This window comes from Bacillus atrophaeus (assembly GCF_039519175.1).
In the GTDB taxonomy this organism is placed as follows: Bacteria; Bacillota; Bacilli; order Bacillales; family Bacillaceae; genus Bacillus; species Bacillus atrophaeus.
The window spans coordinates 1,333,012-1,353,432 of record NZ_CP154443.1 but is presented as its reverse complement, the minus strand read 5'-3'; the positions used below and the strand labels follow the sequence as shown (position 1 = coordinate 1,353,432).

At 45.6% G+C, this 20,421-nt stretch carries 15 protein-coding genes, 2 rRNA genes and 1 pseudogene; all 18 read right to left on the bottom strand.

Going from position 1 to position 20,421, the window contains the following annotated elements; genetic code table 11:
• Positions 1 to 50: 50 nt before the first annotated feature.
• A 23S ribosomal RNA gene (locus AAHT65_RS06955) occupies positions 51 to 2,978 on the bottom strand.
• 181 nt (positions 2,979 to 3,159) lie between these two features.
• Positions 3,160 to 4,709: ribosomal RNA gene (locus tag AAHT65_RS06950) — 16S ribosomal RNA — on the bottom strand.
• The 16S and 23S rRNA genes sit together here, the layout of an rRNA operon.
• A 337-nt stretch (positions 4,710 to 5,046) precedes the next feature.
• Positions 5,047 to 6,546: a lysine--tRNA ligase gene (lysS, locus tag AAHT65_RS06945; protein ID WP_003328541.1), complete on the bottom strand. Its 1,500-nt coding sequence runs from the start codon at positions 6,544 to 6,546 to the stop codon at positions 5,047 to 5,049.
• Between the two features lie 91 nt (positions 6,547 to 6,637).
• Positions 6,638 to 7,639, bottom strand: coding sequence for a tRNA dihydrouridine synthase DusB (gene dusB, locus AAHT65_RS06940; RefSeq protein ID WP_106273507.1), 1,002 nt, complete (start codon positions 7,637 to 7,639; stop codon positions 6,638 to 6,640).
• A 13-nt stretch (positions 7,640 to 7,652) separates the two neighbouring features.
• The gene (locus AAHT65_RS06935) at positions 7,653 to 7,871 is read right to left on the bottom strand and encodes a helix-turn-helix domain-containing protein (protein WP_003328543.1); all 219 of its coding nucleotides are present in this window, start codon (positions 7,869 to 7,871) and stop codon (positions 7,653 to 7,655) included.
• The gene (gene folK / locus AAHT65_RS06930; protein ID WP_063639002.1) at positions 7,823 to 8,326 is read right to left on the bottom strand and encodes a 2-amino-4-hydroxy-6-hydroxymethyldihydropteridine diphosphokinase; all 504 of its coding nucleotides are present in this window, start codon (positions 8,324 to 8,326) and stop codon (positions 7,823 to 7,825) included. The genes AAHT65_RS06935 and folK overlap by 49 nt, the downstream gene beginning before the upstream one ends.
• Positions 8,323 to 8,685: a dihydroneopterin aldolase gene (gene folB / locus AAHT65_RS06925; protein WP_003328545.1), complete on the bottom strand. Its 363-nt coding sequence runs from the start codon at positions 8,683 to 8,685 to the stop codon at positions 8,323 to 8,325. Before folB ends, folK begins: the two co-directional genes overlap by 4 nt.
• On the bottom strand, positions 8,678 to 9,535 hold the full coding sequence (gene folP / locus AAHT65_RS06920) for a dihydropteroate synthase (RefSeq protein WP_343311213.1): 858 nt from the start codon (positions 9,533 to 9,535) through the stop codon (positions 8,678 to 8,680). Before folP ends, folB begins: the two co-directional genes overlap by 8 nt.
• A pseudogene (gene pabC / locus AAHT65_RS06915) lies at positions 9,520 to 10,393 on the bottom strand (aminodeoxychorismate lyase); the annotation flags it as partial. The gene folP and the pseudogene pabC, both read right to left, overlap by 16 nt.
• Positions 10,393 to 10,977, bottom strand: coding sequence for an aminodeoxychorismate/anthranilate synthase component II (gene pabA, locus AAHT65_RS06910; protein ID WP_343311211.1), 585 nt, complete (start codon positions 10,975 to 10,977; stop codon positions 10,393 to 10,395). The pseudogene pabC and the gene pabA, both read right to left, overlap by 1 nt.
• A 13-nt stretch (positions 10,978 to 10,990) precedes the next feature.
• The gene (gene pabB / locus AAHT65_RS06905; protein ID WP_343311209.1) at positions 10,991 to 12,406 is read right to left on the bottom strand and encodes an aminodeoxychorismate synthase, component I; all 1,416 of its coding nucleotides are present in this window, start codon (positions 12,404 to 12,406) and stop codon (positions 10,991 to 10,993) included.
• A gap of 170 nt (positions 12,407 to 12,576) precedes the next feature.
• Positions 12,577 to 13,503: a cysteine synthase A gene (cysK, locus tag AAHT65_RS06900; RefSeq protein WP_003328552.1), complete on the bottom strand. Its 927-nt coding sequence runs from the start codon at positions 13,501 to 13,503 to the stop codon at positions 12,577 to 12,579.
• 79 nt (positions 13,504 to 13,582) lie between these two features.
• Positions 13,583 to 14,473, bottom strand: coding sequence for a peptidyl-prolyl cis-trans isomerase (locus tag AAHT65_RS06895; protein WP_088118425.1), 891 nt, complete (start codon positions 14,471 to 14,473; stop codon positions 13,583 to 13,585).
• 50 nt (positions 14,474 to 14,523) lie between these two features.
• Positions 14,524 to 15,399, bottom strand: coding sequence for an Hsp33 family molecular chaperone HslO (hslO, locus tag AAHT65_RS06890; protein WP_088116354.1), 876 nt, complete (start codon positions 15,397 to 15,399; stop codon positions 14,524 to 14,526).
• A 9-nt stretch (positions 15,400 to 15,408) separates the two neighbouring features.
• Positions 15,409 to 16,185, bottom strand: a complete 777-nt coding sequence (locus AAHT65_RS06885; protein WP_003328555.1) for a type III pantothenate kinase — start codon at positions 16,183 to 16,185, stop codon at positions 15,409 to 15,411.
• 196 nt (positions 16,186 to 16,381) lie between these two features.
• The gene (gene ftsH / locus AAHT65_RS06880) at positions 16,382 to 18,301 is read right to left on the bottom strand and encodes an ATP-dependent zinc metalloprotease FtsH (protein WP_003328556.1); all 1,920 of its coding nucleotides are present in this window, start codon (positions 18,299 to 18,301) and stop codon (positions 16,382 to 16,384) included.
• A gap of 97 nt (positions 18,302 to 18,398) precedes the next feature.
• Positions 18,399 to 18,941, bottom strand: coding sequence for a hypoxanthine phosphoribosyltransferase (gene hpt, locus AAHT65_RS06875; protein ID WP_087941800.1), 543 nt, complete (start codon positions 18,939 to 18,941; stop codon positions 18,399 to 18,401).
• Complete coding sequence (tilS, locus tag AAHT65_RS06870; RefSeq protein WP_219946950.1) at positions 18,935 to 20,353, bottom strand: tRNA lysidine(34) synthetase TilS; 1,419 nt, start codon at positions 20,351 to 20,353, stop codon at positions 18,935 to 18,937. Before tilS ends, hpt begins: the two co-directional genes overlap by 7 nt.
• Positions 20,354 to 20,421: the final 68 nt, after the last annotated feature.

Here is a 20,421-nt window from a genome sequence, read left to right as displayed (position 1 = left end):
TGAGAGTGTTCTCTCAAAACTAGATAACGCGTAAGCACTAATTCAAAAGTGTGGTTAAGTCCTCGATCGATTAGTATCTGTCAGCTCCATGTGTCGCCACACTTCCACCTCAGACCTATCAACCTGATCATCTTTCAGGGATCTTACTTCCTTGCGGAATGGGAAATCTCATCTTGAGGGGGGCTTCATGCTTAGATGCTTTCAGCACTTATCCCGTCCGCACATAGCTACCCAGCGATGCCCTTGGCAGAACAACTGGTACACCAGCGGTGCGTCCATCCCGGTCCTCTCGTACTAAGGACAGCTCCTCTCAAATTTCCTGCGCCCGCGACGGATAGGGACCGAACTGTCTCACGACGTTCTGAACCCAGCTCGCGTACCGCTTTAATGGGCGAACAGCCCAACCCTTGGGACCGACTACAGCCCCAGGATGCGATGAGCCGACATCGAGGTGCCAAACCTCCCCGTCGATGTGGACTCTTGGGGGAGATAAGCCTGTTATCCCCGGGGTAGCTTTTATCCGTTGAGCGATGGCCCTTCCATGCGGAACCACCGGATCACTAAGCCCGACTTTCGTCCCTGCTCGACTTGTAGGTCTCGCAGTCAAGCTCCCTTGTGCCTTTACACTCTGCGAATGATTTCCAACCATTCTGAGGGAACCTTTGGGCGCCTCCGTTACTCTTTAGGAGGCGACCGCCCCAGTCAAACTGCCCACCTGACACTGTCTCCCCGCCCGATAAGGGCGGCGGGTTAGAAGGTCAATACAGCCAGGGTAGTATCCCACCGATGCCTCCACCGAAGCTGGCGCTCCGGTTTCCAAGGCTCCTACCTATCCTGTACAAGCTGTACCAACATTCAATATCAGGCTGCAGTAAAGCTCCACGGGGTCTTTCCGTCCTGTCGCGGGTAACCTGCATCTTCACAGGTACTATAATTTCACCGAGTCTCTCGTTGAGACAGTGCCCAGATCGTTGCGCCTTTCGTGCGGGTCGGAACTTACCCGACAAGGAATTTCGCTACCTTAGGACCGTTATAGTTACGGCCGCCGTTTACTGGGGCTTCAATTCGCACCTTCGCTTACGCTAAGCGCTCCTCTTAACCTTCCAGCACCGGGCAGGCGTCAGCCCCTATACTTCGCCTTACGGCTTCGCAGAGACCTGTGTTTTTGCTAAACAGTCGCCTGGGCCTATTCACTGCGGCTCTCTCGGGCTTGCACCCTAACAGAGCACCCCTTCTCCCGAAGTTACGGGGTCATTTTGCCGAGTTCCTTAACGAGAGTTCTCTCGATCACCTTAGGATTCTCTCCTCGCCTACCTGTGTCGGTTTGCGGTACGGGCACCTCTCACCTCGCTAGAGGCTTTTCTTGGCAGTGTGGAATCAGGAACTTCGCTACTATAATTCGCTCGCCATCACAGCTCAGCCTTATGGGAAACGGATTTGCCTATTTCCCAGCCTAACTGCTTGGACGCGGATATCCAATACCGCGCTTACCCTATCCTCCTGCGTCCCCCCATTGCTCAAATGGTGAGGAGGTGGTACAGGAATATCAACCTGTTGTCCATCGCCTACGCCTTTCGGCCTCGGCTTAGGTCCCGACTTACCCTGAGCGGACGAGCCTTCCTCAGGAAACCTTAGGCATTCGGTGGAGGGGATTCTCACCCCTCTTTCGCTACTCATACCGGCATTCTCACTTCTAAGCGCTCCACCAGTCCTTCCGGTCTGGCTTCACAGCCCTTAGAACGCTCTCCTACCACTGTTCGAAGAACAGTCCGCAGCTTCGGTGATACGTTTAGCCCCGGTACATTTTCGGCGCAGAGTCACTCGACCAGTGAGCTATTACGCACTCTTTAAATGGTGGCTGCTTCTAAGCCAACATCCTGGTTGTCTAAGCAACTCCACATCCTTTTCCACTTAACGTATACTTTGGGACCTTAGCTGGCGGTCTGGGCTGTTTCCCTTTCGACTACGGATCTTATCACTCGCAGTCTGACTCCTAAGGATAAGTCATTGGCATTCGGAGTTTGACTGAATTCGGTAACCCGGTAGGGGCCCCTAGTCCAATCAGTGCTCTACCTCCAAGACTCTTACCTTAAGGCTAGCCCTAAAGCTATTTCGGAGAGAACCAGCTATCTCCAGGTTCGATTGGCATTTCACCCCTACCCACACCTCATCCCCGCACTTTTCAACGTGCGTGGGTTCGGGCCTCCATTCAGTGTTACCTGAACTTCACCCTGGACATGGGTAGATCACCTGGTTTCGGGTCTACGACCACGTACTCATGCGCCCTATTCAGACTCGCTTTCGCTGCGGCTCCGCATCTTCTGCTTAACCTTGCACGGGATCGTAACTCGCCGGTTCATTCTACAAAAGGCACGCCATCACCCGTTAACGGGCTCTGACTACTTGTAGGCACACGGTTTCAGGATCTGTTTCACTCCCCTTCCGGGGTGCTTTTCACCTTTCCCTCACGGTACTGGTTCACTATCGGTCACTAGGGAGTATTTAGCCTTGGGAGATGGTCCTCCCGGATTCCGACGGAATTTCACGTGTTCCGCCGTACTCAGGATCCACTCTGGAGAGAACGAAGTTTTGACTACAGGGCTGTTACCTGCTATGGCGGGCCTTTCCAGACCTCTTCATCTACCTCGTTCCTTTGTAACTCCGTATAGAGTGTCCTACAACCCCAAGAGGCAAGCCTCTTGGTTTGGGCTGATCCCGTTTCGCTCGCCGCTACTCAGGGAATCGCATTTGCTTTCTCTTCCTCCGGGTACTTAGATGTTTCAGTTCCCCGGGTCTGCCTTCTCATATCCTATGTATTCAGATATGGATACCACTCCATTACGAGTGGTGGGTTTCCCCATTCGGAAATCTCCGGATCAAAGCTTGCTTACAGCTCCCCGAAGCATATCGGTGTTCGTCCCGTCCTTCATCGGCTCCTAGTGCCAAGGCATCCACCGTGCGCCCTTTCTAACTTAACCGTTAAAAAAGAATCACTACAGTTATTCTTGGTCTTACTTTTGAATGTGATGTCTTACTTATCGTTATCTAGTTTTCAAAGAACAACATCTCGAAGAATCGAATGATCCTTCAAAACTAAACAAGACAGGGAACGTACTGTTTATAAGACCCAAGGTCTTATATTCCGTTAAATATCCTTAGAAAGGAGGTGATCCAGCCGCACCTTCCGATACGGCTACCTTGTTACGACTTCACCCCAATCATCTGTCCCACCTTCGGCGGCTGGCTCCATAAAGGTTACCTCACCGACTTCGGGTGTTACAAACTCTCGTGGTGTGACGGGCGGTGTGTACAAGGCCCGGGAACGTATTCACCGCGGCATGCTGATCCGCGATTACTAGCGATTCCAGCTTCACGCAGTCGAGTTGCAGACTGCGATCCGAACTGAGAACAGATTTGTGGGATTGGCTTAACCTCGCGGTCTCGCTGCCCTTTGTTCTGTCCATTGTAGCACGTGTGTAGCCCAGGTCATAAGGGGCATGATGATTTGACGTCATCCCCACCTTCCTCCGGTTTGTCACCGGCAGTCACCTTAGAGTGCCCAACTGAATGCTGGCAACTAAGATCAAGGGTTGCGCTCGTTGCGGGACTTAACCCAACATCTCACGACACGAGCTGACGACAACCATGCACCACCTGTCACTCTGCCCCCGAAGGGGAAGCCCTATCTCTAGGGGTGTCAGAGGATGTCAAGACCTGGTAAGGTTCTTCGCGTTGCTTCGAATTAAACCACATGCTCCACCGCTTGTGCGGGCCCCCGTCAATTCCTTTGAGTTTCAGTCTTGCGACCGTACTCCCCAGGCGGAGTGCTTAATGCGTTAGCTGCAGCACTAAGGGGCGGAAACCCCCTAACACTTAGCACTCATCGTTTACGGCGTGGACTACCAGGGTATCTAATCCTGTTCGCTCCCCACGCTTTCGCTCCTCAGCGTCAGTTACAGACCAGAGAGTCGCCTTCGCCACTGGTGTTCCTCCACATCTCTACGCATTTCACCGCTACACGTGGAATTCCACTCTCCTCTTCTGCACTCAAGTTCCCCAGTTTCCAATGACCCTCCCCGGTTGAGCCGGGGGCTTTCACATCAGACTTAAGAAACCGCCTGCGAGCCCTTTACGCCCAATAATTCCGGACAACGCTTGCCACCTACGTATTACCGCGGCTGCTGGCACGTAGTTAGCCGTGGCTTTCTGGTTAGGTACCGTCAAGGTGCCGCCCTATTTGAACAGCACTTGTTCTTCCCTAACAACAGAGCTTTACGATCCGAAAACCTTCATCACTCACGCGGCGTTGCTCCGTCAGACTTTCGTCCATTGCGGAAGATTCCCTACTGCTGCCTCCCGTAGGAGTCTGGGCCGTGTCTCAGTCCCAGTGTGGCCGATCACCCTCTCAGGTCGGCTACGCATCGTTGCCTTGGTGAGCCATTACCTCACCAACTAGCTAATGCGCCGCGGGTCCATCTGTAAGTGGTAGCCGAAGCCACCTTTTATGTTTGAACCATGCGGTTCAAACAAGCATCCGGTATTAGCCCCGGTTTCCCGGAGTTATCCCAGTCTTACAGGCAGGTTACCCACGTGTTACTCACCCGTCCGCCGCTAACATCAGGGAGCAAGCTCCCATCTGTCCGCTCGACTTGCATGTATTAGGCACGCCGCCAGCGTTCGTCCTGAGCCAGGATCAAACTCTCCGATAAAGTAGTTTGACTGACTACGCACATCGCTGTGCGATTTTTATGTTAAAACTTTGAATTAACAGGTACGTTTTGTCTTGTTTAGTTTTCAAAGATCATCTTGTCCGCTTCGTTTGAGCGACTTTATTATTATATCAATTCGCTCTTTCAAAGTCAACAACTTTTTTCAAATTCTTTTTTTCGTCATCGCCTTGTTTAGCGGCAACGAATAATAATATACCATCCTATAAATAATAGTGCAATAGTTTTTTTGAAGAAAAAACAAAAAAACTTTAATAGTGATTTTGTTTCAAAAAAAGAGTGCCTTCCCTATTCATGATAAGGCTGGCACTCTTTGAAATTAACGCTGTCTCATTTGAGGGAATAATAATACATCTCTAATAGAAGGAGCATTTGTTAAAAGCATGACAAGACGGTCAATACCGATGCCAAGTCCGCCTGTTGGCGGCATTCCGTATTCAAGAGCCTCGACAAAGTCTTCGTCCATCATATGCGCTTCGTCGTTCCCTTCTTCTCTTTCTTTTAATTGCGCCTCAAATCGTTCTCTTTGGTCGATAGGGTCATTTAGTTCGGTAAATGCATTCGCATGCTCACGGCCGACGATAAACAGCTCAAAACGATCTGTAAAGCGAGGGTCCTCAGGGTTTTTCTTAGCAAGAGGAGAAATCTCTACAGGGTGACCGTAAATAAATGTTGGCTGAATCAATGTTTCTTCGATTTTTTGTTCAAAGAACTCATTAATGATATGGCCTACTGTCATAGATTTCGTGATTTCCACGCCATGTTCTTTTGCATAGTCACGCGCTTGCTCAACAGTCACTTCATTCCAGAAATCAACGCCTGTTGCTTCTTTAACTGCGTCTACCATATGAAGTCTTTTCCACTCAGGTTTAAGATCAATTTGTTCTTCACCGTATTGGATAGTTGTAGAGCCGAGCACTTCTTGAGCGATATGAGCGATAAGATTTTCCGTTAAACTCATGATGTCTTGATAATCAGCATACGCCTCATATAATTCAATCATAGTGAATTCAGGGTTATGGCGTGTAGATACGCCTTCATTGCGGAAAACACGGCCGATTTCATATACTTTCTCTAAACCGCCGACAATCAAACGTTTTAAGTGCAGTTCGATTGCTATACGCATGTAAAGCGGCATGTCTAATGCATTGTGGTGAGTGATAAACGGGCGTGCGGATGCTCCTCCCGGAATGCTGTGCATTGTTGGTGTTTCAACTTCTAAGTATCCGTGATCATCTAAGTATCTTCTCATTGCTTGAATGATTTTGCTTCGTGCAATGAATGTGTTTTTACTATCAGGGTTCACAATGAGGTCAAGATAGCGTTGGCGGTAGCGCTGTTCCACATCTTTCAGGCCGTGATATTTATCCGGCAGCGGACGTAAAGCTTTTGTCAGCAATTCAAATGACGTTGCTTTAACAGATAGTTCCCCAACATTTGTTTTGAACACTTTCCCTGTAACACCGATTAAATCACCGAGGTCGGACGTTTTGAAAATCTCATATTGCTCGTCGCCGACACTGTCTTTTCTTACGTAAATTTGGATTTGGCCTTCTAAGTCCTGGAGATGGGCAAAGCCTGCTTTTCCTTTGCCGCGTTTTGTCATCATACGGCCTGCAATTGTAACTTCGATCGCTTTTTCTTCTAATTCTTCTTTAGATAGTTCTTGGTACGCTGCGATGATTTGTTCAGATTGATGGGAGCGGTCATAGCGTTTTCCGAAAGGATCTATGCCGTTATCTCTTAATTGGTTCATTTTATCTCGTCTGACTTGCAGCTGGTCGTTCAATTCCTCATGATTTTGCTCTTCTTGACTCATTGGTATCACTCCGTTACGTTTATTTTTCATGAAAAAAGCAGAAAAACTGCCAGCAAAAAAACTGGCAGTGAGCAGCAAATAGAGGTGATCGTTATCCTACCTTTGCGTCTTGAAGCTCTTTTGCCTCAACTTCAACCGTAAATGCATCCAATAGCTGCACAAGTTCTTCCCGCGTTTCGCAATGGTTAATTTCGTTACGAACTTTCGCATTGGCTCTTACGCCTTTCAAGTACCAAGCAGCGTGTTTTCTCATCTCTCTGACTGCTACATTTTCACCTTTTAAATCAATTAAGCGGTCCAGATGAAGCTTACATACCGCCATTTTTTCACGCACTTGCGGTTCGTCTTTTAATTCACCTGTTTCAAGGTATTGAACCGTACGGTAAATCATCCATGGATTCCCCAGCGCTGCACGCCCGATCATAACACCGTCGACTCCGGTTTCATCAAGCATCCGCTTAGCGTCCTGCGGCGTTTTGACATCGCCGTTTCCGATTACCGGTATGGATACTGATTGCTTAACCTCTTTGATGATATCCCAATTTGCGGTTCCTTCGTACATCTGCACTCTTGTACGGCCGTGAAGCGCAACTGCTTTTCCGCCCGCACGCTCAACAGCCTGTGCGTTTTTCACCGCGAAAATGTGGTCTTCATCCCAGCCCATTCTCATTTTTACAGTGACTGGTTTATCGACGGCATCCACTACTGCAGAAACCATTTCATAAATCTTATCAGGATCGAGAAGCCATTTTGCTCCCGCATCACATTTTGTAATCTTTGGTACTGGGCATCCCATGTTAATATCAATGATATCAGCAGTTGTGTTCTGGTCTACAAACTTCGCCGCTTCCACAAGGGTTTCCTTTTTTCCTCCGAAGATTTGAAGGCTGAGCGGTTTTTCACGTTCATCAATGTAAAGCATACCCATTGTTTTGGCATTGTTGTAAAGGATCGCTTTGTCGCTGACCATTTCAGCGCATACCAATCCGGCTCCGAATTCCTTTACAGTCAATCTGAATGCTGAGTTGCAGACACCAGCCATAGGGGCCAGCACAACCCGGTTTTTCAATTGAATATCACCGATTTTAAACATTTTTTCCCTCCTTTCATTTATTATTATTTTCTGGCGGGGCTAATTCCTCCGCACTTATATTTAAAGCATCGGCCACATCTTTAATAATAGCAGGTGACGGCAAACGGTTCCCTCGTTCAATTTCGCCGAGAATGGAAACTGATATGCCTAAAGCCTTTGCAAATCCTTCTTGAGTATACCCTTTCAGCTTTCTGAATGCACGAATTCGTCTACCCCAGATTTCTGCTTCCATACTCTTACACCTTCTTGGTTTGTTTCAGCGCTTATTTTATTATTTTCCACTTGCGGGCAAATCTCTTTTAACGGCGCAAGGACAAATAAACGCTCATACATTCTCGGATGCGGAACAATTAATTGCTCTGTTTCAATATTTTCACGATTATAAAGCAAAATGTCAAGGTCTGCCGTTCGCGGTCCCCATCTGATGTCTCTCTTTCTTCCCAATTCTGATTCAATACTCTGCGTAAGATCAAGCAGCTCGAATGGAGTCAAAGAGGTTTTAATTTCTGCCGCCATATTCAAAAACTCATCCTGCGCTTCATAACCGACCGGATCGGTTTCATAGATGGAAGACACTTTTGTTACTGTTACGGCTTCATGCTGTTGGAGCAGCACAACGGCTTGTCTCAAATAGCTTTCCCGATCTCCGATATTTGAGCCGAGTGCAATATAGGCTGTATTGTTCATGATTTAGTTCTCGTCATTTCGATGGCAACTGATTTATAGTGCCCGCGAATAGGTGGGTCCGGCTTAATGACTTTTACCGTGCATTGCTGTACCGGCTGAAATTTTTTCAGTACGGTATCGGCAATGCGTTCCGCCAACGTTTCTACAAGATTTACCGGTTCGCCTTCTACGATATCCTGACACACATGGTAAAGCTCAGCATAGTTAATCGTTTGTTCCAAGTCATCCGTCTGACCGGCTTTGCTCAAATCAAGCTCCGCTGTCAAGTCGACTTTGAAGCGCTGTCCGAGTTTGTTTTCTTCTTCAAAAACACCATGATATCCGTAAAACTCCATGCCTTCCACATAGACTTTATCCATGATGCGCCCCTCCTTTATTCAGCATGGCATCCATCATTTTAGCCATTCTTGCGATTTGTTTAACATCATGCACTCTGACTATATCACAGCCCTTTTGAATGCCGAGGCACACCGTTGCACCCGTGCCTTCCGCCCGCTCTTCAGGCGGAAGATCCAATACACGGCCGATGAATTTTTTCCTCGAAGTTCCGAGAAGCACCGGATAGCCGAGTCCGCTGAATATCTCAAGCTTGTTCATTACAGCAAGGTTATCATGATATGTTTTCGCAAATCCGATACCCGGATCAAGGATAATATGCTTGTCCTCCACTCCGGCCTCTTTTGCAATTTTTACACTTTCCATTAAATCAGCAAGCATATCAGGAATTAAGTCATCGTAATTCCGCTCCGAGCGGTTATGCATCAGCACAATGGGCACTTTATGAGCGGCTGCCACAGCTGCCATTTCCGGCTCTGCTTTCGCTCCCCAAATATCGTTAATGATGGAAGCTCCCGCTTTAACTGCTTCATCGGCAACAGTTGCTTTATACGTATCTATAGAGATTGGGACATCCAGTTCACTCGTTATCCGCTCAATAGCCGGAATGACTCGTGACAGCTCTTCGTCTTCTGATACATACTCAGCACCGGGCCTGGTTGATTCTCCGCCTATATCAATAATATGGGCGCCGTCTTCAATCATCTGTATGGCATGCCGGAGCGCCATATCTGTATTTTCGTATTTCCCGCCGTCCGAGAAAGAGTCCGGCGTTACATTTAAAATCCCCATCACCAGCGTCTTTTCTTTCCATGATAACTTGTGATGCTTGGCGTGAAGCAGTTTGGTTTGTTCAATCGTTTGCTGCGCCATTCTCTTCCCCCCTCATTTCTATCCTAGCCTGTCATTCGTATATAGTTCTTGAAGAAAGCCTGTCATTTCCCCGCTTACACCGGGAAAAGCTGTCTCTTCAATCTTAGAAAATGGAACAATCTCCAGAACAGAGTTTGTCATCCATGCTTCGTCAGCCGTTAAGAGGGACTCCAGCCGAAAACGGCCAGTCTTTACTTCCGCTCCAAGCTTCTCCATTTTTTCAATCACAAAACGCCTTGTCACTCCGTCAAGTATTCCGGTATCAAGCGACGGTGTATAAATGCATTTACCTTTAGACCAAAAAATATTAGAAATGATGCCCTCTGCTACAGCACAGTCCTCGGTTAAGAAAATCCCTTCATACCGAGGATCGTTGCCAAGCTCTTGTTTTGCATACATATTATTTAAATAATGATGTGATTTTAACCGGAACTGTCCTTCCGGCGTATTTCTCCGGATAGTCAGAACCTTCCCCTCTTTTTCAACGGGCAGGTTTTCCGGATTCAAAGGATTTACAAAACAGAGTACTGTGGGGTTTTCATAGGTTTGAGCGGTAAAGCCCTTCGTGCTGACGCCCGCAGAGATATTCAGCCTGACACGGGCGTTTCCGTCTTCTATATGATTCAGCCGGAGCAGGTTGTCCAGCATATCCGTAAGTTCATCTTTTGTTATTCTGTGCTTGATCTGCAGATCCTTTGTCGCCCGCTCCAGCCTTTCTAAATGCCACTCGATCAGAAAAGGCCGGCCTTCATACAGCCTGAAGGTTTCAAACACACCGATACCGTATAAGAAACCATGGTCAAAAGGAGAAAGAGAAGCTTCTTTCTCCTCTATAAATTGACCGTTCAAATATATGATCACGCCTGTACTTCCTTGCGGTGCGTCTCTATGAAATTTCTAAGCATGTCTTTGCCAAAAGAGGTCATAATCGATTCGGGATGGAATTGAACCCCCTCAATCGGAAGGGCATTATGCCGAATAGCCATGATTTCTCCTTCTTTTGTCCGGGCCGACACCGTGAAACAGTCCGGAAGTGTCTCTGCTTTTACAATGAGCGAATGGTACCGGGTGGCGACAAGCGGGTTTTGCAAACCTTCAAATACAGTTAAACCGTCGTGTTCTATTTCAGATGTCTTCCCGTGCATGAGGCGCTCCGCCCTTACAACGTCTCCGCCGAAAACCTGTGCGATTGATTGATGTCCGAGACATACCCCAAAAATGGGTACCTTACCAGCAAAATGTTTGATTGCTTCCAAGCTGATCCCAGCCTCATCAGGACTGCACGGTCCAGGAGAAATCATTAAAAAGTCCGGCGACAGCTCCTCAATTTGCTCGATTGTGATTTCATCGTTTCGTTTGACGATAAGTTCCTCACCAAGCTCGCCTAAATATTGCACTAGGTTGTACGTAAATGAATCGTAATTATCAATCATTAAAATCATTTCTCAGCTCACCTCATCTGATTTTTTTCTCTTCTTGGCTCTGCTCTAACGCCTTCTTCATCGCAAAAGCTTTTTTGAAAGATTCCCTGTACTCGTGCTTAGGAACCGAATCAATGACAACTCCTGCGCCGGATTGCATGAAGGCTTGCCCCCCGGCTGCATAGATTGTCCGGATCACGATATTAAATTGCATATCCTGATTATATCCCAGCCATCCTATAGATCCAGTATAAAGCCCGCGCCTTGTCGGCTCAAGTTCTTCTATAATTTCCATCGTTCTTACTTTCGGCGCGCCCGTAATGGTGCCTCCCGGAAATACTGCATGGATAATGTCTACAGCGTCATTTCCTTCACGCAATTCGCCTTGTACATTGGAAACAATGTGCATGACATGGGAGTATTTTTCTATAGCCATAAATTCATTGACCCGTACAGATCCATAACTGGATACTCTGCCTAGATCATTCCGTTCAAGATCGACCAGCATGACATGCTCTGCCCGTTCCTTCTCGTTTTGAATTAATTCGTTTGCCAGCGCTTCATCCTCTGCGTCGTCTTTTCCTCTAGAGCGCGTTCCCGCGATCGGTCTAGTCTCAAGCATTTTGCCTTTTTTGCTGACAAGAAGCTCCGGAGAACCGCATATAATTTGAAATTCCGGGGTTTCAAGATACGACATATACGGAGATGGATTTATCTCTCTCAGTGTTTTATAGATCTTGTACGGATGAGCAGAGAGAGTTGTGGACTGCCTGACGGAAAGATTGACTTGAAATACATCTCCGCTTGCAATGTATTGCTTAATTTTCTCAACAGCCTGAGAAAAACTCTCTTCAGTAAACGGAACTGCAAATGATTTGTCAGCGCTTGGTTTTGGTTCTTGCGGAAGCGGTGATGCGCTGTTTTCCGCTAACCACATTTGTTCCAGAGCGGAAAGCTTCATCTCCGTTAACGCTTGGTCATCTTTCTCTGTATGGGTAATCAGCCAGAGCGCTTCTTCTTCATGGTCATAGACAGCTATATCATCGAATACGAGAAAATACAGATCCGGTGTTTCCAAATCGTCTAATGAAAGCATCTTAAAGTTTTCAATGTAGCGTGCGTAATCATAACTGAGAAAGCCGATTGCTCCGCCTTGAAAGTCGGGAAATTCTTCATTCGTTTCAGTTTGAAGAGTTTCAAACCAGCTGTAAAACGCCCGGAATGGGTCACCTTCTTTAAATGTTGTTTCTCCATTATATTTTATAGTGGTGATACCGTCTTTTCCCTTTGCTGTCGCAATCGGATCAAGACCGGCAATACTGTATCTCCCGCCTCTGGCGCTATCCAAAAGAACATGCTGTTTTCTGGACTGCGCAAGATTCTCATATTGTTGTAAAAAAGTTTCTTGGTCAAAAGGTATTTTTCTGCCTGCCGGTCTTCGTTGTGCCATTGTATCAATCCTCTGCCTTCGTTTTCTGCTTATCTTTATTTTAAAGCAATCTTGTTAGTGAAAAAAGGTGAATTTCGCTTCCAAAAATAAGATTCGCAGCATACTTGGCGTTTTCGAGACATTCACATAAAAAAACTCCCGGCGCAGATCCGGGAGTTTTCACACATTTTCTATTCAAATTGGTAAAGCGGTGTACTTAAGTAGCGTTCTCCGTTACTTGGAATAACAGCCAAGACTTTTTTGCCTTTTCCTAGTTTTTTCGCTACTTGAAGCGCTGCATAGATTGCGGCGCCGGATGAAATTCCGCCTAGAATTCCTTCTTCACGTGCAGCTTTACGCGCATATTCAAAGGCTTCTTCATTCTTCACAGGGAAAATTTCATCATAAACTTCAGTATTTAAGATTTCAGGCACAAATCCTGCCCCAATTCCCTGAATTTTATGAGGACCTGGTTTTCCTCCTGAAAGCACTGGAGAATCAGACGGCTCAACCGCATAGATTCTTATAGAAGGATAGGCTTCCTTCAGTACTTCACCTGCTCCTGTAATGGTTCCGCCTGTTCCGATACCCGCTACGAACGCATCAAGCTGGTCTTCACCGAACTGCTCAACGATTTCTTTACCGGTTGTTTGGCGATGAATTTCAGCGTTTGCCGGGTTATTAAATTGCTGAGGCACAAAGTAACCGTGCTCTTCAGCTAGTTCTTCTGCTTTTTTGATCGCGCCTTTCATTCCCTCAGCACCTGGTGTAAGCACTAATTCAGCACCGTAAGCGCGAAGAAGGTTGCGGCGTTCCATACTCATTGTGTCAGGCATGACTAAAATGGCTTTTAAACCTTTAGCAGCAGCTACCATCGCAAGCCCGATTCCCGTGTTTCCGCTTGTAGGCTCGATGATTGTATCTCCGGCTTTCAGTTTGCCTTCTTTTTCAGCAGCTTCAATCATCGCAAATCCGATACGATCCTTTACGCTGCTTCCCGGATTCATATATTCGAGTTTCAGATAAACATCCGCGCTGTTTTCTTCAACCAGACGATTTAGTTTGACTATTGGAGTATTTCCAATCAATTCAGTAATGGAGTTTGCTACACGTACCATCCTCGACACCTCAATTTCCGACTATTTTTATTGGTATTATGTATACAATCTATCAATTTCAAAATTTTTTGTCAATCTTTTAGTTTTCTTCATCATCGTAAAACCAAGACACGTCAGCTTCTTTCCAAAGGGTTTTGACAGTGGCTTTATCGCCTAATTGATCCATGGCAATCTGCCGTTTAATCTGGTCCTTCACTTCGTCGTATGTAAATGTTCTGGCATTCAGTTTTTCCTTCAGCTGAATAATCGCATACCCTTTACTGACTTTAATCGGTTCAGTCGACCATTCGTTTTCTTTAAGCGTTCTGGCCTCCGTTATATATGCGGCCGGAATGCTGTCCTGTGCTTCTGTGACGAAACCAAGATCCCCGCCGTATGGTGAAGTATATCTGTCGGTTGAACGTTCTGCCGCCACTGCTTCAAAACTTGACCCGCCCTTTAGGTCCTTTAAGACCCGGTTTGCTTCTTCTTGATCCTTTACCACGATATGACGAATTCGGTATGAATCATCAAATTGATACAGCTCTTTATTTTTAGTGTAAAATGATTTCATTTCTTTATCGGAAATATCAATGTCTTTTGTGAGCAGTTCTTCCAGCAGAATATTGTAACGGATTTGGTCCTTCCACTCTTTTTCAGTTGTATGCTCGTCCTCATAAAAAGAATTATTCACTGCTTTGATCAAGAGAAATTCACGCTCGATATCACTATCTGATACCTTGAGTTTGTTCTTTTTGGCGAGCTGTTCCACCACGCGGACGTTAATCATGTCTTCAAGTGTCGACTTTCCGTATTCATCCTCCATTTTCTTCAGCCAATCTTCTCTTGTTACACTTTTATCTCCAATGGTAGCGATGGATTCTTGAGACTGGGTTGCTGCCGCCTGTGATTTCGTTAACTTATACGCAACAACGATACAACTGACCAAAAGCACACCCACAATGATTGTCCAAATTGTTCTTGATTTCAAATTCAACTTCAGCCCCTTCTTTTCAATCATAAAACAACCCGCTAAAGAGCTTAGCGGGTTGTTTCGTCTCGAAGCTCTTCCAGCTCTTCTTTTGTAAATAAATATTTTTCATTACAAAAATGGCATTCTGCTTCGGCTTGTCCGTCTTCTTCTATCATATCTTGAATTTCTTTTTTGCCTAGTCCCAAAATGGCTGTTGTGAATCGTTCTTTTGAACAAGGACAGTGAAATTTGACCGGCATTGTTTCCAAAATATCAGGTTTCTCCCCTAATACTTCTTCCAGAATCTCTTCTGGCGTCAGACCTTTTTGGATCAGCTTAGAAATAGGCTCTACTTGAGAGAGGCGCTGTTCAATTTTTGTGATGGTTTCCTCATCGGTTCCCGGCAGGAGCTGCAGGATAAATCCTCCGGATGCTAAAATGGTGTTATCAGGATTGACAAGCACACCCACACCGACTGAAGAAGGAACCTGCTCAGACGAAACGAGGTAATACGTGAAATCATCTCCCAACTCTCCGGAGACTATTTCTACTTGGCCTGTGAAATAATCACGCATTCCCACATCTTTTACGACACTTAATGTTCCGTCCGTACCTACGGCTCGTCTCACATCAAGCTTGCCATGTTCATTCAGGTCAAAATGAACGTGCGGATTTGAAACATATGCCCGCACTTCTCCTTTTGCATTGGCATCGGCAACAATTGCACCGATTGGGCCGCCGCCCTCCACTTTAACCGTAAGCTTATTGTCGCCTTTCAGCATAGCTCCGAGCATTAGTGTTGCTGTCATTGTACGGCCTATCGCCGCTGAAGCTGTCGGCCATGTATCATGGCGCCTTTGAGCCTCATTAACCATATCAGTAGTGTCCGCCGCATATGCCCGAACCTTTCCGTTATACGCAAGAGCTTTAACTAAATAATCCATTGTAACCTCCTATACACTTCCTACGCGATTCCGTTCATAAATAATTTCAAGCCCTTTCAGGGTTAAGAACGGGTCGACGATATCTATACAATCTGATTCATTCGCAATCAATGGCGCAAGGCCCCCGGTCGCAATGACTTTAGGCTCTTGGCTCGACTGCCATTTCATTCTTTTAACGATTCCTTCCACTTGGCCGACATAGCCAAATAAAATTCCCGATTGCATCGCAGTAACTGTGTTTTTGCCGATGATTTGATCAGGACGGGCAATTTCTATTCGAGGCAATTTCGCGGCACGGGAGTACAGCGCCTCTGTAGAAATTGTAATACCCGGTGCTATCGCTCCGCCCATGTATTGTTTGTTTTCATCAATATAACAATACGTCGTCGCCGTTCCAAAATCGACAACAATGAGAGGGCTGCCGTATAACTGAATGGCCGCAACGGCGTTGACGATCCTGTCTGCCCCGACCTCTTTTGGATTATCATATTTTATATTTAAACCTGTTTTCATACCGGGACCGACAATTTGCGGGTCGATATGAAAGTATTTTTTGCACATTCTTTCTAATGCAAACATAATCGGCGGCACAACTGATGAAATAATAATTCCTTCAATTTGCTCAAACATAAGACCGACATATTCAAATAAAGAGTGCAGAAGCATCCCGAACTCATCTTCTGTTTTATGCCTGCTGGTCTCAATACGCCAGTGATATTCTAATTCCCCATCATGATATACACCAATCACGGTGTTGGTGTTCCCCACATCAATAACCAGTAACAACCTCTATCACCACTTTTGAATAGTTTCTCTATCATTAGTTTTACAACATTCTACAATACCATACACGATCAGTAACTGATTTGTAAATAAAACGATACCATATCCGGGTGTTCAGAAATAACTGTCTTTTATCCTTTTTCACAACAAAAAAACTGCCAAGACAAGATGGCAGTTTTTTCAGAGTAAGAAAGTGAATTTATTCTTTAGGATTGTCTTTCTTTTCTTCTTCTGTTTTTGACAGAATGTTTACTTTTACATCATCGCTCTTCTCATGATCATCTGAGAACTTGCGCTCCGGCAATGTACCATGATCTGTAAGATGCTTGATTTGTTCAGCATCCAATGTTTCAACTTCAAGCAATGTTTGAGCGATCAATTCAAGCTTATCGCGATTTTCTGTCAGAATAGTCTTCGCACGTTCATAGCTTTCTTTAATGAAACGCTGAATTTCCTGATCGATTTGATAAGCGATTTGTTCACTGTAGTTTTGCTCGTTGTTAAAATCACGGCCTAGGAATACTTGACCGCCCTGGGATTGGCCAAATTGCAGCGGACCCAGTTTGTCGGACATACCGAACTCTGTAACCATTCTTCTTGCTATATTTGTCGCACGCTGGAAGTCATTGTGCGCTCCTGTGCTGACTTCGCCAAAGATGATTTCTTCAGCAACACGTCCGCCCAAGAGACCGACAATCTTATCAAGCAGTTCAGGTTTCGTCTGGAAGTAACGGTCTTCTCTAGGAAGCATAACCGCATAACCGCCAGCCTGCCCGCGAGGTACAATTGTTACTTTATGAACCATATCCGCTTCATCCAAAACAAGTCCGATAACGGTATGACCGGCTTCGTGATAAGCTACGATATTGCGTTCTTTCTTCGATATGACACGGCTTTTCTTAGCCGGACCGGCAATGACTCGATCCGTTGCTTCATCAATGTCGCGCATATCAATTTTTTTCTTATTTTGACGAGCGGCTACAAGAGCTGCTTCATTCAATAGGTTTTCTAAATCAGCGCCGGAGAATCCAGGTGTTCTCGTAGCGATCGCTTTGAGATTAACTGTTTCATCAAGCGGTTTGTTTCTCGCATGGACTTGCAATACCGCTTCACGGCCGATGACATCAGGTCGGTCGACAGTGATCTGACGGTCAAAACGTCCCGGACGAAGCAAGGCAGGGTCCAAGATATCCGCGCGGTTTGTAGCCGCAATAATGATGATTCCTTCGTTTGAGCTAAAGCCGTCCATTTCAACAAGCAGCTGGTTAAGCGTCTGTTCACGTTCATCGTGCCCGCCGCCAAGACCTGCTCCACGCTGACGCCCTACTGCGTCGATCTCATCAATAAAGATCAAACAAGGCGCGTTCTTCTTAGCATTTTCGAACAAATCACGCACACGGGAAGCACCGACACCGACAAACATTTCAACGAAATCAGATCCGCTGATGCTGAAGAAAGGTACACCGGCTTCGCCCGCAGAAGCTCTGGCAAGTAATGTTTTACCAGTACCAGGAGGTCCTACTAACAGTACGCCTTTAGGTATTCTTGCGCCTAGTTCGGCGAACTTGCGAGGATCTTTAAGAAACTCAACAACCTCGACAAGCTCTTGCTTTTCTTCATCAGCGCCAGCTACATCTTTAAATTTGACACGTTTCTTTTCCTCTGTATAGAGCTTCGCTTTACTCTTACCGAAGTTCATAACACGGCTTCCGCCGCCTTGAGCCTGGTTAAGCAGGAAGAAAAACAGAATGAAGATAATGACAAACGGGATGATGGTCGTTAAGAACGTCACCCATCCGCTCGTTTCTTGAGCGGGCTCAACTTTCACATCCGTCTTTTTCAACGCACTAAATATCTGGTCTGCTCCCTTTCCTTCAGGAACATGAGTCAAAAAGTATTGATCCTTGTCGTAGTTTTTCAGCTGTCCTTTTACCTCATAAACACCCCTGACAGGCTGAACCGAAACGCTATCTACCTTCCCGTTATCCAGGTTTGTGATAAACGTACTGTACGACATATTTTCTGTTTTCGGATTTGAGGTTTGGAAATAACTCACAACCCCGATTACTACTAATAAAATAAGTAAATAAAAAATGGTATTACGGAAGACCCGATTCATTCCTTACCTCCTCCCACAGTAAGCACAACTATGTTCAATAGTATCATAGAAAATCATTCCAATACAACCAATAACCATCTCGGAAGCAGGCCGCTTATCAGCTTTCATAAACTGCCGGTTTTAACACTCCGATATAAGGCAGATTGCGATATCGCTCAGCGTAATCAAGTCCGTAACCCACAACAAATGCGTCAGGAACTTTAAAGCCTACGTAGTCTGCTTTAATATCCGCTTTTCTTCCGCTTGGTTTATCCAAAAGGGTAACAATCTTAATTGATTTTGCTTTACGGTATCGGAAGAGCTCTACAAGATAACTTAACGTTAACCCACTGTCGATAATATCTTCAATAATTAAGATGTCCCGGCCTTCTACAGATGTATCCAAATCTTTTATGATTTTTACTTCTCCAGAAGAAACGGTTGAATTTCCGTAGCTTGATACATCCATGAAGTCCATTTCCAAATATGTATCAATATGTTTCAAGAGGTCTGCCATAAAAGGAAGAGCTCCCTTTAATACACCGATCGCCAGCGGAAATTTATCTTTGTACTCGCTTGTTAAATCAGCTCCAAGCTCTTTTACTTTCTTTTGAATCTCTTCTTCAGAGATCAAAACTGATTCAATATCTTGTTTCATGATTTTGCTTGCCCCCTACACATTTCATGCTGTCTATATTGTAATACAATGCGGTCGCCGTTTGGAATCACAAGATCTTCAAAAATGGATTTTTTCAAGCCGGGTATCCAGATAATTTCACCGGTTGCATCAGTCACAATCGGCCAGCTGTCTCTCATTTGCAGAGGCAATTTTTTATCAATAAATATATCCTTTACCTTTTTTGAGCCATTCATCCCTTTAAGTTTCATCCGGTCACCTATTCTTCTCGTGCGGACTGTTAAAGGAAATCTCACCTTGTCTTGACTTGTAATAAAAACAGCATTCCCAATTCCATCAAGAGATTCAGCATCGCGCTCAACCGTTATCTGAGAACCGCCAGGGAGAATCACCGTTTCACCGGCAGTTCCGCTTATTTGATATTCAAAGGGAACTTCTTTACATTGCAATTGTTCAAATGTAAACAAACATGTCTGATATGATTTGACCACCTTCAGTCCGTTTGGAAAGTCAAGCACTCCCGAAGGACTGCCGTTTTTCGCCCATTCTAAAAATTGCTGAATGTGCCGGGCGGAAAAAGACGATGGAACGTTTTCATAAAGATAGTTTAATATTAGTTGAACTCCTCTTCTTTGTAAAGGCATTGGGAGGGCAAGCAATGCGGCGGAATTCAATTCAACTGATGTTTCAGACTGGCTTGTGATTACTTTATTCATTTCATCTTTCGTTAATGACTGCAAGTATTGTTCATCTTCAGTCAGGGATTCGCTTACCTTTTGAAACTTTCTGTGCACATCGTGTGATTCTTGTTTTAAAAAGGGAAGCACGGCTTTTCTGAACCGGTTTCTGGTGTAATCATCTTTGGCATTGCTCTCGTCTGTCCTGTACCTTACATCATGTTCGAGACAATATGTAAGCACATCTTCCTTTGTAATTGAAAGGAATGGTCTGATGAGCCATCCGGTCTCAAACTTCCGTACCGGCTGCATTCCGGCCAGTCCCGCTCCGAGGGTGCCTTTCGCCAGCCTCATGAGCATGGTTTCAACCTGATCATCACCATGGTGGGCAAGCGCTAAATAATCAGCCTGGTGCTTGACCATAAGGTCCTTAAAGAATCGGTATCTGCACTCACGCGCTGCGGCCTGCTTATTGAGTCTGTTCATTTCAGCATAAGCAGAAACGTCAATTTTCACTGTTTCACAGGTGATCCGTTCAGTCTTGCAATATGCTTGTACAAATCGCATATCTTCTTCAGATGCTGCTCCTCTGAAACTGTGGTCAACATGCGCGGCGATAATAACCGAAGTACGGCCAAATCGTGTGTGCAGGAAGTTGAGAAGAGCCATTGAATCAGGGCCTCCGGAAACGCCTACAATGATTGTTGCCCCTTCTAAATGAAGATTGTATTTTTCGAAAAAGTCTTTCACACTGTTCACAACGTCCTCCTCACGATGAGCAGGTATTTTAAAGATATACATATCCTATCACTTTCAAACCTTCCAAG

Coding starts and splice junctions, on each gene's coding strand:
- lysS (WP_003328541.1), bottom strand. CDS start 6,546: ATGAGTCAAGAAGAGCAAAATCATGAGGAATTGAACGACCAGCTGCAA.
- dusB (WP_106273507.1), bottom strand. CDS start 7,639: ATGTTTAAAATCGGTGATATTCAATTGAAAAACCGGGTTGTGCTGGCC.
- AAHT65_RS06935 (WP_003328543.1), bottom strand. CDS start 7,871: ATGGAAGCAGAAATCTGGGGTAGACGAATTCGTGCATTCAGAAAGCTG.
- folK (WP_063639002.1), bottom strand. CDS start 8,326: ATGAACAATACAGCCTATATTGCACTCGGCTCAAATATCGGAGATCGG.
- folB (WP_003328545.1), bottom strand. CDS start 8,685: ATGGATAAAGTCTATGTGGAAGGCATGGAGTTTTACGGATATCATGGT.
- folP (WP_343311213.1), bottom strand. CDS start 9,535: ATGGCGCAGCAAACGATTGAACAAACCAAACTGCTTCACGCCAAGCAT.
- pabA (WP_343311211.1), bottom strand. CDS start 10,977: ATGATTTTAATGATTGATAATTACGATTCATTTACGTACAACCTAGTG.
- pabB (WP_343311209.1), bottom strand. CDS start 12,406: ATGGCACAACGAAGACCGGCAGGCAGAAAAATACCTTTTGACCAAGAA.
- cysK (WP_003328552.1), bottom strand. CDS start 13,503: ATGGTACGTGTAGCAAACTCCATTACTGAATTGATTGGAAATACTCCA.
- hslO (WP_088116354.1), bottom strand. CDS start 15,399: ATGGATTATTTAGTTAAAGCTCTTGCGTATAACGGAAAGGTTCGGGCA.
- ftsH (WP_003328556.1), bottom strand. CDS start 18,301: ATGAATCGGGTCTTCCGTAATACCATTTTTTATTTACTTATTTTATTA.